Here is a 15,223-nt window from a genome sequence, read left to right on the forward strand (position 1 = left end):
AAGAGACTGTAGAGTGACCTATTTTTTATAAAATTGTATTTTTTTAATGATCTATCTTTGAAAAACGCGAACTTTTTGGTAATATAAGTAATCATTTATGTGTATTAAAGGAGTAAAGAACATTGGAAGCTATGAAGAATGATCACTCCCAACAAGAGGAAGTAAAAGGTTTTTTTCGATTTTTCAAAATTTTTGTCGCAACAAAAACGATTATTCGCTCATATCAACATTCCTATATTCCCATTTGGCTGATGATGCTCCTTGCAAGTATCGCTGGTACAGGCTGGGTCTACGAAGGGTATTTTAGCGAGTATATGGGCAATCATATTCCATTTCCTTTTATTTTGTTACAAGGTGCGGGATATGGTATTCTCGCAGGCAATCTCGGTCTATTTTTCGCTGTACTCATCCTAAAGTGGTTAGGGCGTCTTTTTTTCGGCAGTCAAACGGCATATCGAGATGTACTCAAAGCCTTCACGCTGACGACCTTTTTCCCTTCCGCTTTATTTGCACTCAGTTGGATTTGCACGATTGGAATGCTTGGTCCGTATACGTTTGTCAAAATCTCACCCTATTTAGATCAGCATTTTGAGGTATGGTATTATCTCGATCTTTTGACACTGATTGATGCTTATGCAAAGACGTGGATATTTGGAATGACTGTTTTAGGCATTGTCGCTGTGATGAAGCTGAAATTATGGCAAGCCTTCCTCATCGTGATCACACCGCTTGCGGCATGTTTTCTTATCATTACTCTTTTATTTGGTGTCCAGCGCGCTGTAAATTGGATGATGTAAGGCCTGACAAAGAATGCGAGGGTTTGCCCGCGCCTAAGGAACTGCACCACAGTTCCTTTTTTTCGTTCAATGTACATATTCTCCTCTCCTGTCTCATAGTGTGAAAGAGAGAAAGAATGCTATGGAAACAACAGGTGCTCAAGCGCCTTCTGTTTAGAACACCATGAGGAAAGAGGAGGAACGTTATGAAATTGAAAAATCAATTTGGGCAAGGTTCGGGTTTCGAAGGTCAAGATTTTCGCCAGCAACAATATGGAGCAAATCCGTATCCTGCGCAGCAGATGGGTTATTCAGTCCCTCCCCAAACGCAGGGTCAAATGCAAGGACAAATGCAGCAGGGATTTTCACCAATGCCGTCTACTGGTTCTTCACCAGGGGGGCAGGGCACGCAGAGCGGCGGGCAGCCTTATCAAATTCCTTCTGGACCGATTTATCAGCAGAATGTCACTGGTCAGCTGCCAATCGAGCAGTCCTATATTGAAAATATTTTACGATTGAACCGCGGCAAGGTAGCCACGATTTATATGACGTTTGAGGCAAGTAAGGAATGGAACTCGAAGATTTTCAGAGGCGTCATTGAAGCTGCAGGACGTGACCACATTATCATTAGTGATAACAAGACAGGAACACGATACTTACTATTAACGATCTATCTTGATTACATTACGTTTGATGGGGAAATTCAATACGACTATCCATACTCCATGTCCACGTATTCTCCGAGGTAGATAACGCCACATATCGCAAAAGCAAGGAGCAGGCGCCCTTGCTTTTTTCTTTTGATTAGGTTTTTGTCACACCTCTAGGGCGCTCGTCATAAGATGCCTAGTAGTTTTTATCAAACGCCTAGAGGTGACATTCATGACTGTTGAGCTGGATTATACATCACCAAATGTTAAATATTCATACGACCTGAATCAAAGTCCCCTTGTGAAATACGATCAGCATAACCTGATTAACGTTTTAGGAAAAAAACAATTAAACTCGTTGGATCAAGTATCTCTGCTGGATATATATTTGAGTAAAAGCAAAGTCGTAGAGCCTCATTATCATCAAAATGCCGCAGAGCTTGTTTATTGTATAGCCGGTTCTGCTGCCGTCTCGATGCTGAATCCATTTACAAAAAAACTTCACACCTATACCATCACCCCAGGACAGGTAGCAAACGTACCTCAAGGCTGGTGGCACTATGAAGTTGCCCTTCAAGACAGAACTCATTTGTTAGCCATTTTCAACGCATCTACGCCAGAAGTGATCCTAGGCTCAGACCTTCTCACCCTCACCCCTGCTCACATCATGGCACATACGTATTGCATGAACGAAACACAGTGGAAACAGGCGACACAGCCGGTGAAGCCAAGTGTATTTATCGGACCATTTTGCCACAGAGAAGAGGAAGCACAAACGAACCCTGTCCCTCCGTCTCACTACATCCCTTATTATCAAGCACCGCCAAACTACGCCCCTTACTGGAATTAAGAAAAAAACCGATGCCCCTCACAGAGCATCGGTTTTTTGGCTTATAAATTTTTTGCTGCTGCAATGACAAGCATGATCCAAGAAGCGATAAACGCCACTCCGCCAATTGGGGTAATGGCACCTAGAATCTTCACCTGAGTCAATGCTAGGACATAAAGGCTTCCTGAGAAGAAAAGGATACCTGCAAGCATCACCCAGCCAGCGGTTGGGACTAGAGAAACACCTGACAGCTTATCTGCAAGAAAGGCGACAATAAATAGTCCAATCGCATGGAACATCTGATATTGAACCCCTTTGTTCCAAATCTCTATATACTTTTCAGGGATTTTCCCTTCAAGACCGTGCGCACCGAAGGCTCCGAGTCCAACAGCTAGCATCGCATTAATCGCACCTAAAATGAAAAATAGTTTCATTCGTCATTCTCCTTATCTCGTCAATTATATTTATCATAGCGCGGGTGACAGACGATATTCAACTTTCCCTTTACGTTGACACGAGATTGTCGGATTTCTTTTTCTTTCGTAACAGAACTTGATCGACCGCGATCGCAATGAGTGTACCTAGAACAAGTCCATTGCTTAATAATGAAATGAGCACAGGATGCATGCCTTTCAAGGCTTCCTGCGGTACAAACATCGCCCCTACACCTGCTAAAACGGCAATCCCTAGGACAAAGCGAATCCGCGGAATTTCTTCTTTCTCATACTGATCAAACTCAGACATCGCAATTCCAATCATCGAGGAGAACACCACAAAGTTTACAGCAAGCCCCACAGGTGATGGCAATGCGGAGAAAAAGCTCATGAGCAGCGGGAATAAACTAATGAGTACAATGAGCAGACTTCCTATGAAAAATGGCTTTCTCGATGGAATTTTCGTTGTCTGGATAAATCCTGCTGCCCCGGAAATAGGTACAGGCGCAATCGCTCCGATCAATCCGCTCAGTAAGTGACCAAATGCTGCGACAAAACCAGCCGGACGAGCTCTCTTCCGCTCACGCAGTTCACCAAATGCCTTCACTGAACTTTCCACAATTCGAATACTTGCCAGCATGTTCACAATGAGTAATATGGTAATGAAAAAGGACGTGACAAGCAATCCACTGTCAAAGACTGGCATGCCGAATGGGAAAAGCTTCGGAAACTCGATGATTTTTTCTGGAATTCGAACCGGCTTTGCCAACCCGAGTAAAGCGAATAACAACCAGCCTCCTGCAAGGGCAAACAACACAGAAAACTGTCTTAAGTAATGCCATTTTGAGCGGCTGATCATGAAGGTCAGGATAATAATGAAGATTGATAAGCAAAAGACAAGCCCATCCACCTGATTTCCCCTATAGCCGATGCCCATCAGCCCTTTCATGATCGGCTGACTTAACTGGACAACTAATAATAGCAAGTAAATGCCTGTGACGACTGGCGTAAATAAAGACGCGAGCCAATTAATGATTTTAAATAAACTAAAAATAAAAAAGAAAGCGGCACTAAAAATTAAAGCCCCTTGTAGTGCTTGCAGAGTTTCAGGATACGTCGCAAAGATGGTTCCTGTCATACCTGCATAAAGGGTATACACACCCCACCAAAGCCCCGCTGGACTTTCATTGATTGGCAGCATATGGCCGCATAAACACTGAACCATCGCCACAAGACCAAGTGAAAAGAATGTACTTTGAATCAGCTCCGCTGACTGCACTTGGTTCAATTCAAATGCTTGTGCAATCGCAATTGGTACAGCAATAGAAGCTGCGATAAAAAATGCCATCCACTGAATGGCGCCCAAAAATAGTTTCAAACCGATCACCTTCCCTTTGTCGTGACAAGACCATTAAAAATCAAAGATAGAGTCGCCGTTCCCATCCTTCTCTTTTTGCCCCTCTTCTTGATGCTGAAATTTCTTCGCACCACTCGCACCCATCAGTTTCTCAAGCATGGCTTGATCTGAGGATACGGGCGGCACGGGCGGTGTCTGTATCGAAGAAGGTGGCGAGATAACCGGCGTTTGCGGCATTTGCACCTGTGATGGTGCATCGAGAATGACATCACATAGTGAAGAAATCGCCGCCACTTGGCGTTTCACCTCTTCATCATTTTCACTTTGTTTCGCCTTTTGAACCGCTTCCTCCATTTTTTGAAGCAGGCTTGATATATGAATATTCAAGGGTAGACCCTCCAATCTAAAAAAGTCTCTTTTCAACATTATTTTACCAAATGAACAAACGAAATGGGTTCATTTTTTCAAAGCAGTCTGCTCCCGCCTCTCTTATTTGACCCGACATAGCCCTTCACACATAATAAAGGAAACAACATCGTTTATGAAAGGATTGAATAATGGACAAACTCACTACTCTTTTTCAGAAACAAAAAGTCTTTCAAAAGCCGCCGGTGGAAGAACGCATCCGTCTTCTTAAAGACTTAAAAGCAGCCATCAAACAGCATGAGAAGGATATTTTACAAGCCTTGGCCCATGATTTACATAAATCCGAACAGGAGGCCTACACAACAGAGATCGGGATGGTGTATGAGGAAATCAATCATACCATCAAGCACCTCCACAAATGGGCAAAGCCAACACGCGTGAAAACGCCCCTGACTCATATCGGGTCGAAAAGCATGATTATGAAGGAACCTTATGGCAATGTGCTCATCATTGCCCCTTGGAACTATCCTTTCCAATTGGCCCTTTCTCCATTAGTTGGTGCCATTGCTGCGGGTAATGCCGTTATTTTAAAACCGTCTGAGCTGACGCCGCAAGTTTCAGAAGTAATCAGTGCAATGGTCGAACCTGTATTTCAAGAAGACCATGTAGCTGTCGTAGAAGGCGGTGTAGATGTGAGTACAGAGCTGTTGAAACTGCCCTTTGATTATATCTTCTTTACAGGAAGTGTGGCAGTTGGCAAAGTCGTCATGGAAGCCGCCGCAAAGCATTTGACCCCTGTCACACTTGAGCTTGGCGGAAAAAGCCCTTGCATCGTCACGCCTGATGCAGATATCAAATTAGCGGCAAAGCGAATCACGTTCGGCAAATTTACCAATGCTGGCCAAACGTGTATTGCACCAGACTATTTGCTTGTTCATGAATCCATTAAAGACGATCTTTTACGGGAAATGACAGCCTGTATACGTGACTTTTATGGCGACCAGCCTGAAACAAATCCGCACTTTGGGAAAAATGTCAGCCAGCGTCATTTTGACAGGCTCTCACAATTTCTCTCAAATGGAACGATCGTTACAGGTGGACAGCGCAACGAAGACGAGCTCAAAATTGCACCGACCATATTAGACCACATCACATGGGAAGATCCTGTCATGCAGGAGGAAATTTTCGGACCGATTCTGCCTGTCATGACCTTCGATTCTCTGCACGAGGCAGCTCATATGATCAAAACAAGACCGAAGCCGCTTGCACTTTACTTATTTACAACAAGTAAAGAAACAGAAGCCTATATTCTAGACCATCTCTCATTTGGTGGAGGATGTATCAATGACACGCTCATGCATGTCGCTACTCCTTACCTGCCATTCGGAGGCGTGGGTGAAAGCGGCATGGGACGATATCATGGGAAAGAAAGCTTCTTTACGTTTACGCATGAAAAAAGCGTCCTGCGCCAAACCAATCGCTTCGATTTTTCCTTCCGTTATCCAAATGCGAAAAACGGACTCGACTTGGTTCGTAAATTTTTAAAATAAACAGGACGAAGGGTCTCTCCCCTCGTCCTCTTTTTACTCAATATCTTGGATACACCAGTTGATTTCTTCGATCCCCATTTGCTTTAAATACGCGTTTACCTTTGAAAACGGACGACTGCCAAAAAAGCCGTTTCTTGCAGAAAAAGGACTTGGATGAGGTGACTCAATGATGTAATGCTTGTTTTGATCAATGCGTTCTTTCTTATTTTGAGCATGTCTTCCCCACAGCACAAAAACGACGGGCTGATCACGTTCATTCAGCACATCAATCACGCGGTCTGTCACACGTTCCCAGCCCTTGCCTTTATGCGAGTTCGCCTCGCCCTTTCTCACGGTTAGCACAGTGTTTAAGAGCAGCACACCTTGCTCTGCCCAGCTCACAAGTGAGCCGTGATTTGGAACAGGACAGCCAAGATCATCCTTTAGCTCCTGAAAAATATTTCTCAATGATGGCGGATGCTTCACACCAGGCTGAACAGAAAAGCTTAATCCATGTGCCTGACCTGGGCCATGATAAGGGTCTTGTCCCAAAATCACCACTTTGACCTCTTCATATGACGTCAAATGAAGCGCACGATAAACGTCATCCGGTTTCGGAAAAACGGTCTGCGTGCGATATTCTTCCTTCATCCATTCACGTAATTCTTGATAATATGGCTGTTCAAATTCACTTTTCATCACAGCCCACCAGCTATCATTTAAAAATGGCTTCATTGGGGTTTTCCTCCTTGTGTCTGCTGCGTTAGTCTGGAGATCATCGGTTTTCCGTCCCACACAATCTCACTCTCTGATTCTCGTTTTTTCATCGCTGGTTCTTCTAATAAGACAGCAAAGTTCGCTGTCGGGAGGTCACCCAGCCCATGCTTTTCACTTAGATCATCTAAGTAGTTCTTCCTTGTCTCACCAAGATCACTAGACTGATTCCCTCCGCCGTCAAAAAACGCATAGATCACGCTGGCAGCTGGCACTCGTTTGATCCGGGCATACTGTGATACACGCAAAAAGAAGTCCCAGTCCCAATAATGATGCATCGCTGGATCAAAATAGCCAATCTCATCGTGTATACAGCGTTTATACATACTGCCGGAAGGAACATATGTAGAAAAGACACGCATATCCTCAATAGCAGCTGTATACGCAAACAGACGTCTTGACACCGGGAAGCGGGTCGCGCCTTTTTCTTCAAATGACACAATTTCTGCATCAGAAAAGACAAAATCGGCGTCCTCCAGCGCCTTACTCATACGTTCAATATGACAAGGTGTAAAGTAATCATCGTCGTCACTCAGCATGATGACATCGCCAGTCAGCTCCCGCACCCCCACGTTTCTAGCATTCACATGCTGGACGTTCTCATCTAAATGGATCAAGCGGATCGGAAGTTCGGGGTAGAGTTCCTGAATGATCTCGACGCGCTCTCCTGCATCATTCACAACCACAATTTCAAAAGGCTGTACGGTTTGTCTCGTAATAGATTCAAGCAGCTCACACAGTGCGCTGAGCCGGTTATGTGTCACAATTAATAAGGAAATCTTCATATTCAGCTAACTCCTTTAATAGATTCGTCTTTTTCCATTAAAACATAAAATGACGTTCTTCTCATGATATAAAAGGCGGTTTGATGTGACGGGAAAATGGGAATTTTCGATGGAAAGGAGTGATCACGATGGAATATTTCACAGTAGAAAATAGCAAAGAAGCGAAGCAGACCATTGAACAAATACGCTCAGCAAAAGATGATATTTTTGTTTTTGCATACGATCCAGAACGCTCTGATACCGTCACAGAGCATACGAATGCCAAAAGCATGACAGCGGTCGATCAAGGGATTTTAGATCAAATTGCCAATGTCATCCGCACTCGGGATGACGAGCTCATGGCCAAAATGATGTCAGTTGGCGCCGATCAGGAATTAGCTTTAACTCTTTTAGACGAACTGAAAAAGGGGAAATTGGTGATTTGTAAAAGGTAAGGGGAAAGGCGTTCTTCCTAGGGTAGAACGCTTTTTTATGTCGTTTCATTGTGATAAATGGAAAAGCTGATTATAATAAGGATAGAACAGTAACTGTTACACATCACATTGGAGGTTCAGCAACTATGTCTATGAATAAAGCACTCACCATCGCAGGCTCGGATTCAAGCGGCGGTGCAGGTATCCAAGCAGATTTAAAAACGTTTCAAGAAAAAAACGTCTACGGGATGACAGCTTTAACCGTTGTCGTTGCAATGGACCCTCATAACCATTGGGATCATCAGGTGTTTCCAATTGATACGGCGACGATTCGTGCGCAGCTCTCTACCATTGTAGAAGGTATTGGGGTAGATGCGCTGAAAACGGGTATGCTCCCAACAGTCGACGTGATCGAACTTGCGGCTGACACCATCAAAACATACGACCTAAAAAATGTCGTCATTGATCCTGTTATGGTTTGTAAGGGTGCGAACGAAGTCCTTTATCCAGAGCACGCGGAAGCACTGCGCGAAAAGCTTACGCCACTGGCAACAGTCATCACGCCTAACCTTTTCGAAGCAGGTCAATTAAGCGGAATCGGCGAGATCAAAACGATCGAACAAATGGAAGAAGCAGCAAAACGCATTCACGAACTTGGTGCCAAGTATGTGGTCATCACTGGAGGCGGTAAGCTAAGCGCAGATAAAGCGATCGATTTGCTTTATGATGGACAAACCTTCGAACGACTTGAAACAGAGAAGATCGACACAGAAAACACACACGGCGCAGGCTGCACATTCTCAGCAGCAGTCACAGCTGAACTGGCAAACGGCTCAGACGTGAAAGAAGCCATTTATGCAGCAAAAGAATTCATCACAGCTGCCATCAAAGGCTCTTTCCAGCTAAATGAATACATCGGACCAACAAAGCATTCTGCTCATCGTTTTGACAAATAAAACAGAAAAAACCCGATTCGCCTTGTTAGAAGGTGAATCGGGTTTTGTTTATCGATAGCTGCGTCTCTGTGCAAACAGCCAATCTGTTAAGCCTGGTGTCTCATAAGCAGGCGTCCATGATGCATGGTCATATCCATACTTGCTTGCGTACTCCGTATAAAGCGGCTGGCCGCCAGCTTTTTGAATAGCTTGAATTGTATTTCTCGCATAGCTGATAGGGATAATGGAATCATCTTCTGCATGAAATGCCCATATCGGCTTGTGCGCTAAAATTCCTGCCTTGCTTGGATCTGCACCCCCCGCAATAGGAATCATCGCTGCAAACAAACGAGGATATGTGATGTTCAACTGGTACGTGCCAAATCCACCTTGTGATAAACCCGTCGCATAAATTCTTTTCTGATCAATCTGATAAGAAGTTAACACATGCTGAAGGACATCATAAGCTTTGTGTAAATCTGGTGAAAATTGAAACACGTTTGTCAGATCGATTTCATTTTGCAAATTTCTTGTTAATGCAAAGCCTCCATCGACAGCATTTCGCGCCTGAGGTGCTAGTACGTACGAAGGATGTTTCTTTTGAACTTCAGGGGAAGCCCATAAAACTGCACCATCATTCGCAAGTAACTGCTTTTGATTGTCTGTTCCCCTCTCCCCGCCTCCATGTAAGAACAGGACTAGAGGATAGGCTTTACCCCTCTTACGGTTTTTTGGAATATACAGCCGATAAGGCATTCCTTGGTATTCGAAAGATAAAAAAGATGATGCAATGTCCTCTCGTGTGACAAAGCGATAATTGTACGTAGACGTGGAAAGGCGGTGGTTTTTCTTGTAAGCGCTTACTTTTAAAGTCGTATCAGTTTCTATATGAATGGGCTTTTTGTATAACTGACTTTGAGTTGTCGGCTGGCTGCCATCTGTTGTGTAATAAAGAGAAGCTTTTTGAACGTGAGAATGCAGAGCTACCTCTTGTGAACGATAATATTGACCAGATGGGACTGAAGCAGTTGATGCAAAATACGACGTATGATTTCGGGCAGAAGAAACGGAAGGAAAAAGAAAACTCATAGAAAATAGGACAATGATAAAGGTGATCAGGCATTTCTTGGTTGTATGGTTCATATCGTTCCTCCTGTACATGCTCAGATGAATTTTTATTTATTATTTATCATGACAATAGAAATGTCAACGCTTTCATTTTAATTACTGAATCATCTGACCGAAATAAAAGAGTGCACTCGCACGCAAGTACACTCTTTTATCCATAAATGAATACCTACTTTTGCTGATCAGATTCTTTCGCCATTTTTCGAATAAAGGCTTCAATGGATTCAACAAATAAGGCATATTCTTTCATTTGTTTATACGTATCTGACAGCTTCTCTTTTAATTCTTCCTGCTCTAGAGAAGGTTCACCGAGAATAGATTGGACTTGAATGAGCAATTCTTTATATTCTTCACGTTTATCTTCAACATGATCTGCCATTGTCTCCAAGCGTTTTCTAGTCGTCGGCTGCTGTTTTGAATTCAAATAAACAACCCCTTTTTTTGTCCTACCGCATTTGGATAAACGTCAGCCTCAGCTGTATATATTTTAAAATGATACCATAATGCCACTTGATATCCTATATGTAAAACGTCATCAAACCGCTTCCAGCCAACCTTGTATATACATGATATAGCTCCTTAGATACAGGCTGAATTCACTAGAAAAAAGCAGATCATTGACCTGCTTCTCTTTGTAAATGCCATGTTTTTAGTTTAAGATTTGTTTCATTTCTACCACTGATCGAGATTGATTTATTTCCCGGGGAAGGAAAGTAACGAGCAGTCAATACTTCCCGGCCTCCGTTTACAAAAATCTCAATCGACGATGCATCTATAAAGATGTGAAGATCTTGTAATTCCTCTATTGCTACTTCTCGAACTTCTTTTGATCGATCTTCAAATCGATCTCGCTCTAGTGTCAGTTTGCCCTCATCTTTATCATAAATGATACGGGCTGCCGCTCGAATACAGCATTCAAACCCTTTTTGTGTATCAATTTGATCAATGAATAACTCTGCGCTCGTAATATCATCTACAGGAATCGATTGAACGGAGCGTTTGATATGGAAAATATGCTCTTGTTCGTTGGTTCTCATCGCCTGAAGCTCAGTGACTGGCTTTTGAATCAGATGTCCGTCATCATCTAAACGCAGCTCTCTCGGAATGGTGAGGCAGTGTATCCATTGATACGAAATCGTTGGGTGATGCTCTTCTCCTTGATCAGGCACTCCCATCCATCCGATTAAAAGACGTCTGCCTGATTCGTCTAGAAAGGTTTGCTGCGCATAGAAGTCAAAGCCTCGGTCCAGCTCCTCAAATGCTCCGTGCGTATATTGATAGGTATGGTCATCCAATCTCCCAACAAAATAGCCTGATTGATGTGTATTATGATATTTTAAGCCATCCGGCTTGAGCCCCTGCGGCGACACAATCAATACATCCCGGCCATCTAATTCAAATAGATCTGGACATTCCCACATATAGCCGAAATCCTCTAATCCATTTTTCCCACTGCCTGTAATGATGCCTTGAAACGTCCAATTATCTAAAGTATCAGAGGTAAACAAGACGAGATTCCCTTTCAGGTTCAGGCTTTGTGCACCTAGAACCATGTACCACTGGCCATTTCGCTTCCATACTTTCGGATCACGAAAATGGGCGGTGAATCCATCTGGCAGCGTCGCCACGACACCTTTTTTCTGAAAATGAATGCCATCCTCTGAAACAGCTAAACATTGATACGTCTCGCGGTTCCCTTGTTCATCGCGAACGTTGCCAGTGTACATCACATACATATGTCCATCGTCAATGACTGCACTGCCAGAATAACAGCCGTTTTGATCAAACCAATCACTTGGCGCAAGGGCGGCTTCCTCGTGCTGCCAATTTACTAGATCTGTCGATGTGTAATGGCCCCAAAATTTTGCGCCGTGACCCGTTTCGAATGGCTGCCACTGATAAAAAACGTGGTAAACGCCTTTCCACTGAATCAACCCATTCGGGTCATTTAAAAGACCTACTGGCGGCATTAAATGAAAATGCTGGCGGTACACATCTTTTTTCACCAAATGCTCGTAGTTTCGAATACGTTCTGCTACCTTTTGACGAAGTACTGCGTCAGTTGTTGTCATGACTGTGACCACTCCTTGATTATTTTTCGACTTCTTTTACTTTAAAGATGATGGTAAGAGTAAATGAAACAGCAACAGCGATTAACATACCAATCACATAATTCACCACATTTTGCACACCGAATGGCGCTGCAATCGCAATCATCGGAATCCCCGTTAAACCATAGGCGTTGGCGGCTACCTTTGTGAAGACAACAAATGCCCCGCCTAATGCGCCTCCGATCATCGCGGCAATAAACGGTTTACGATAGCGGAGGTTGACACCGAATATAACAGGCTCGGTAATCCCTAGGAAAGCTGAGAAGGCTGCAGGAAGTGCAATTTCTTTTGTTTTCGCGCGTTTCGCTAAGAAAAAGACTGCCAAGCCTGCCCCGCCTTGCGCTACGTTGGACATCGCCCAAATTGGCAGCAAATAGTTCCGCCCAATATCATTCAGCAGTCCTGCTTCAATCGCATGGAAGCTATGATGAACCCCTGTGAGCACAATGAGAGAGTAGGCTCCTCCGAAAATGAACCCTGCTAAGAAGCCTGCATGATCATAAATAAATGTCAGTGCATTTGAAATTCCTGTACCGAGCATTCTTCCAAGCGGTCCAACAGCAATAAACGTCACAAATCCAGTTGCAATCACCGTCACAAATGGGGTCACAAGTAAATCAATACTGTTCGGAACCACTTTTCTTAAATTCTTTTCAACAAGACACATGATGTACACAGTCAATAACACTGGAATGACTGTTCCTTGGTAACCAAGAAGAGCAATATCAAAATTGAATAAATGCATATACTCTGGTTTCGCATCCGTCAGTCCCCACGGGTTGAGCAGGTTCGGGTGAATCATAATCCCCCCAATAACGGCTCCTAAATACGGATTTCCACCAAACTCTTTCGCTGCACTGACACCAATTAAAATCGGTAAAATGATAAAGGCTGCACTTGAGAACATATCAAGCATTTGGAAGATCGCGGAGCTTGGGTCAGCCCATTTGAAGGCTTTCATCATGCCTAAAAGCCCCATTAATAAACCGCTTGCAACAATGGCTGGAATGATCGGTACAAAAATATTTGACAACGTCTTTGCAAAACGTGCAAGTGGATTCATTTTTTGTTTCACTGCTTCATCATGGCTGACAGGTTTTTCTTTCTCGTCGTCTGTCTCAAGGCCGGTCTCACGAGCAAATGGTTCATATACTTTGTTGACCGCTCCCGTTCCAAAAATGATTTGGAATTGCCCCGAGCTTGAGAAAGCCCCCTTTACCCCTTCAAGTTCCTCAATGGCATCTTTGTCAATCAGTTCCTCATCTTTCATCACCAATCTGAGTCTTGTTGCACAATGCGTGGCACTGATGACATTTTTCTTGCCGCCTAATAGTTCTGTTAATTCTTTGGCTGTTTTTTGATAATCCATGTTGTCTCCTCCTTTTTTAAAACAAAAAAGACCTAAAATTCACTAACGATAAAAGGACATACACGTCCCCTCGTTACGCAAATTTTAGGTCTTGCCTGCCTGACAGTCACAATCCCGCGATATCAAGTTTTGATTACGCTTTCATCATAGTATAAGAGCGTGACGTGCGTCAACCTCTTTTTTCGAATCTATTGACCCATATACACTATTTAAAGTAGTGTGCATAAAAAAAAGCCTGCATGCAGGCACAACCACTAAACCAATTCGGCATCCTGCAGACGCTGGACATGCAGCGTGATGTAGCCGATCTCCGATTCAGGGAGATGAAGTTCATATTCATTTTTCAAAAAATCAGCGAGTCCACGTGCACACTGGTAAGCCAAATCATACTTTGTTTGGATAAAACTCAGCATGTCATCGTCCATGATTTGAAATGCCTCATTTGATTCCAACCTGCCTAATGCATACCTCAAATGTGTCACAAGTCGCTGATAGGAAATACTATCCTCATCAATTGAATGCTGAAAATAGCTTTCTATATGCTCGATCATTTCTTTGATCATCGTTGTATATTTCACGGTTTTTTTCATGGACTCCGTATTCATTTTGGCCGTATGAATATGGAGTGCCACATACCCTGCCTCATCGTCCGGCAGTTCAACCCCAAGCCGATCCTTTACATAACGAATGGCATACTTTCCAATTTCATATTCCTGCTTATATAAGACTTTGATCTCACCAAGCAATTTATTATATAGCACAATGCCCTTTTGAATGCGCTCAATGGCAAAGGATAAATGGTCAGTCAGTGATATGTGGATATGATCACTAAGTGGCATCATCAGTTCACCCTCTGCATAACTGATGATATGCTCTGCCACCTCAATATGAACTTCGGGCAATGTCGCAAGAATTTGTTTGAATTTCTCATTTTCTTCACGCACAACAAAGATTTTCTCTATTTTTTGAACGGGAACGACGTCATTTTTCCCCTTCTGAAAAGCAATTCCGGGCCCCATCACAATTTTCTCCTGATCACCCTCCTTTACAATCACTGCATTGTTATTCAATATCTTATATATCTTCAAGGGGTATCCTCTCCCACTAGATAACGTTTCTTATGTGGGATTTTACCCTGTTTCATCTCCCATGTAAAGGTAAGAGCGGACCAGCACGCGCCTCTCTCGTCGTCTTCTCATCAAGCATCATCAGACTTTGCTTAAACAGTTTCTCTGACCTGCGCTTCTTGTTCTTTTCTTCTGCCAGCTTCTCTAGCTCTCTCTCTTTCACGACTTGAAAGAAACGATCATCCACCGCAGCCGCCTGAAAACGTTGCTGCTTCATCATCACACCAGGATTCACAAGCACATTCATCATGAAACCAAACCATACACTCAACCAGTTTCTGAATTTCCTCACTAAACATCCCTCCGCTTTTCTTAGAATCTAGCAGTTCTAGCAAAACAACTGCTCCTATCATATCTCGAGAAAAAAGAGAGGTTTGTCACAATCTGGGTGAAAAAACAAACTAGTTTTCAGAAGTTTTGTTGAAAAGTGCAGAAGATCATCATGTACGAGGATGTTTGAATAAAAATTTTATACACACTATATCCAAAAGATAAGCACACCTTATCAACAGGGTTTATCCACATATCAACACCCCATTACTAGATTTTGTGTATGAGATTTTTTTGTTTTCCATATATATATCTAAATAATTGAGTTATCAACAGGGGTTTGTGCATAAGTGAGACTTTATAAACAAAA

The 15,223-nt window shown here is 43.1% G+C and carries 17 protein-coding genes; 6 read left to right on the forward strand and 11 right to left on the reverse strand.

Annotated features, from left to right (window positions below):
• Positions 1 to 131 precede the first annotated feature (131 nt).
• From MHH54_RS17430 to MHH54_RS17440, 3 genes are all read left to right on the forward strand, one after another.
• Positions 132 to 797: a YIP1 family protein gene (locus MHH54_RS17430; protein WP_223251197.1), complete on the forward strand. Its 666-nt coding sequence runs from the start codon at positions 132 to 134 to the stop codon at positions 795 to 797.
• Between the two features lie 185 nt (positions 798 to 982).
• A complete protein-coding gene (gerQ, locus tag MHH54_RS17435; protein WP_003215192.1) occupies positions 983 to 1,525 on the forward strand; it encodes a spore coat protein GerQ in 543 nt (180 codons plus the stop codon).
• Positions 1,526 to 1,658: 133 nt separating this feature from the next.
• Positions 1,659 to 2,276: a cupin domain-containing protein gene (locus MHH54_RS17440; RefSeq protein ID WP_050944496.1), complete on the forward strand. Its 618-nt coding sequence runs from the start codon at positions 1,659 to 1,661 to the stop codon at positions 2,274 to 2,276.
• Positions 2,277 to 2,317: 41 nt separating this feature from the next.
• Here the strand turns inward: MHH54_RS17440 and MHH54_RS17445 are convergent, their stop codons facing one another.
• The 3 genes from MHH54_RS17445 to MHH54_RS17455 all read right to left on the reverse strand — a co-directional run bounded on the left by MHH54_RS17445 (position 2,318) and on the right by MHH54_RS17455 (position 4,433).
• Positions 2,318 to 2,689, reverse strand: a complete 372-nt coding sequence (locus tag MHH54_RS17445) for a DUF423 domain-containing protein (RefSeq protein ID WP_003215282.1) — start codon at positions 2,687 to 2,689, stop codon at positions 2,318 to 2,320.
• Between the two features lie 70 nt (positions 2,690 to 2,759).
• Positions 2,760 to 4,067, reverse strand: coding sequence for a purine/pyrimidine permease (locus tag MHH54_RS17450; protein WP_003214905.1), 1,308 nt, complete (start codon positions 4,065 to 4,067; stop codon positions 2,760 to 2,762).
• A gap of 33 nt (positions 4,068 to 4,100) precedes the next feature.
• Entirely contained in the window at positions 4,101 to 4,433 is a 333-nt protein-coding gene (locus tag MHH54_RS17455) for a YwdI family protein (protein ID WP_106035719.1), read from the reverse strand.
• 170 nt (positions 4,434 to 4,603) lie between these two features.
• Between MHH54_RS17455 and MHH54_RS17460 the strand changes: the two genes are divergently transcribed.
• Positions 4,604 to 5,962, forward strand: a complete 1,359-nt coding sequence (locus MHH54_RS17460) for an aldehyde dehydrogenase (RefSeq protein ID WP_106035720.1) — start codon at positions 4,604 to 4,606, stop codon at positions 5,960 to 5,962.
• A 33-nt stretch (positions 5,963 to 5,995) separates the two neighbouring features.
• Here the strand turns inward: MHH54_RS17460 and MHH54_RS17465 are convergent, their stop codons facing one another.
• Together MHH54_RS17465 and MHH54_RS17470 are read right to left on the reverse strand one after the other, a co-directional pair.
• Positions 5,996 to 6,676: a uracil-DNA glycosylase gene (locus MHH54_RS17465; protein WP_050944499.1), complete on the reverse strand. Its 681-nt coding sequence runs from the start codon at positions 6,674 to 6,676 to the stop codon at positions 5,996 to 5,998.
• Positions 6,673 to 7,500 carry a glycosyltransferase family 2 protein gene (locus MHH54_RS17470; RefSeq protein WP_106035721.1) on the reverse strand — a complete coding sequence of 276 codons (828 nt, stop codon included), beginning with the start codon at positions 7,498 to 7,500 and terminating at the stop codon, positions 6,673 to 6,675. The genes MHH54_RS17465 and MHH54_RS17470 overlap by 4 nt, the downstream gene beginning before the upstream one ends.
• Positions 7,501 to 7,628: 128 nt before the next feature.
• On the opposite strand from MHH54_RS17470, the gene MHH54_RS17475 reads away from it, so the two are divergent.
• Positions 7,629 to 7,934, forward strand: a complete 306-nt coding sequence (locus MHH54_RS17475) for a general stress protein (RefSeq protein WP_003214888.1) — start codon at positions 7,629 to 7,631, stop codon at positions 7,932 to 7,934.
• Between the two features lie 125 nt (positions 7,935 to 8,059).
• Positions 8,060 to 8,869, forward strand: a complete 810-nt coding sequence (locus MHH54_RS17480) for a bifunctional hydroxymethylpyrimidine kinase/phosphomethylpyrimidine kinase (protein ID WP_113387473.1) — start codon at positions 8,060 to 8,062, stop codon at positions 8,867 to 8,869.
• Positions 8,870 to 8,917: 48 nt separating this feature from the next.
• On the opposite strand, the gene MHH54_RS17485 is transcribed toward MHH54_RS17480, so the two are convergent.
• The 6 genes from MHH54_RS17485 to MHH54_RS17510 form a co-directional block, all read right to left on the reverse strand.
• Entirely contained in the window at positions 8,918 to 9,991 is a 1,074-nt protein-coding gene (locus tag MHH54_RS17485; RefSeq protein ID WP_212045679.1) for a chitobiase/beta-hexosaminidase C-terminal domain-containing protein, read from the reverse strand.
• A 154-nt stretch (positions 9,992 to 10,145) separates the two neighbouring features.
• On the reverse strand, positions 10,146 to 10,400 hold the full coding sequence (locus tag MHH54_RS17490; protein WP_008359596.1) for a hypothetical protein: 255 nt from the start codon (positions 10,398 to 10,400) through the stop codon (positions 10,146 to 10,148).
• Between the two features lie 190 nt (positions 10,401 to 10,590).
• A complete protein-coding gene (locus MHH54_RS17495) occupies positions 10,591 to 12,048 on the reverse strand; it encodes a sucrose-6-phosphate hydrolase (protein ID WP_342500482.1) in 1,458 nt (485 codons plus the stop codon).
• Positions 12,049 to 12,067: 19 nt separating this feature from the next.
• Positions 12,068 to 13,456 carry a sucrose-specific PTS transporter subunit IIBC gene (locus MHH54_RS17500; protein WP_003215414.1) on the reverse strand — a complete coding sequence of 463 codons (1,389 nt, stop codon included), beginning with the start codon at positions 13,454 to 13,456 and terminating at the stop codon, positions 12,068 to 12,070.
• Between the two features lie 254 nt (positions 13,457 to 13,710).
• Positions 13,711 to 14,544, reverse strand: a complete 834-nt coding sequence (locus MHH54_RS17505; protein ID WP_342500483.1) for a PRD domain-containing protein — start codon at positions 14,542 to 14,544, stop codon at positions 13,711 to 13,713.
• Between the two features lie 52 nt (positions 14,545 to 14,596).
• On the reverse strand, positions 14,597 to 14,875 hold the full coding sequence (locus MHH54_RS17510) for a hypothetical protein (protein WP_106029482.1): 279 nt from the start codon (positions 14,873 to 14,875) through the stop codon (positions 14,597 to 14,599).
• Positions 14,876 to 15,223: the final 348 nt, after the last annotated feature.

The organism is Bacillus sp. FSL K6-4563 (assembly GCF_038630405.1).
GTDB lineage: Bacteria > Bacillota > Bacilli > Bacillales > Bacillaceae > Bacillus > Bacillus pumilus.

Coding starts and splice junctions, on each gene's coding strand:
- MHH54_RS17430 (WP_223251197.1), top strand. CDS start 132: ATGAAGAATGATCACTCCCAACAAGAGGAAGTAAAAGGTTTTTTTCGA.
- gerQ (WP_003215192.1), top strand. CDS start 983: ATGAAATTGAAAAATCAATTTGGGCAAGGTTCGGGTTTCGAAGGTCAA.
- MHH54_RS17440 (WP_050944496.1), top strand. CDS start 1,659: ATGACTGTTGAGCTGGATTATACATCACCAAATGTTAAATATTCATAC.
- MHH54_RS17445 (WP_003215282.1), bottom strand. CDS start 2,689: ATGAAACTATTTTTCATTTTAGGTGCGATTAATGCGATGCTAGCTGTT.
- MHH54_RS17460 (WP_106035720.1), top strand. CDS start 4,604: ATGGACAAACTCACTACTCTTTTTCAGAAACAAAAAGTCTTTCAAAAG.
- MHH54_RS17465 (WP_050944499.1), bottom strand. CDS start 6,676: ATGAAGCCATTTTTAAATGATAGCTGGTGGGCTGTGATGAAAAGTGAA.
- MHH54_RS17470 (WP_106035721.1), bottom strand. CDS start 7,500: ATGAAGATTTCCTTATTAATTGTGACACATAACCGGCTCAGCGCACTG.
- MHH54_RS17475 (WP_003214888.1), top strand. CDS start 7,629: ATGGAATATTTCACAGTAGAAAATAGCAAAGAAGCGAAGCAGACCATT.
- MHH54_RS17480 (WP_113387473.1), top strand. CDS start 8,060: ATGTCTATGAATAAAGCACTCACCATCGCAGGCTCGGATTCAAGCGGC.
- MHH54_RS17485 (WP_212045679.1), bottom strand. CDS start 9,991: ATGAACCATACAACCAAGAAATGCCTGATCACCTTTATCATTGTCCTA.
- MHH54_RS17495 (WP_342500482.1), bottom strand. CDS start 12,048: ATGACAACAACTGACGCAGTACTTCGTCAAAAGGTAGCAGAACGTATT.
- MHH54_RS17500 (WP_003215414.1), bottom strand. CDS start 13,456: ATGGATTATCAAAAAACAGCCAAAGAATTAACAGAACTATTAGGCGGC.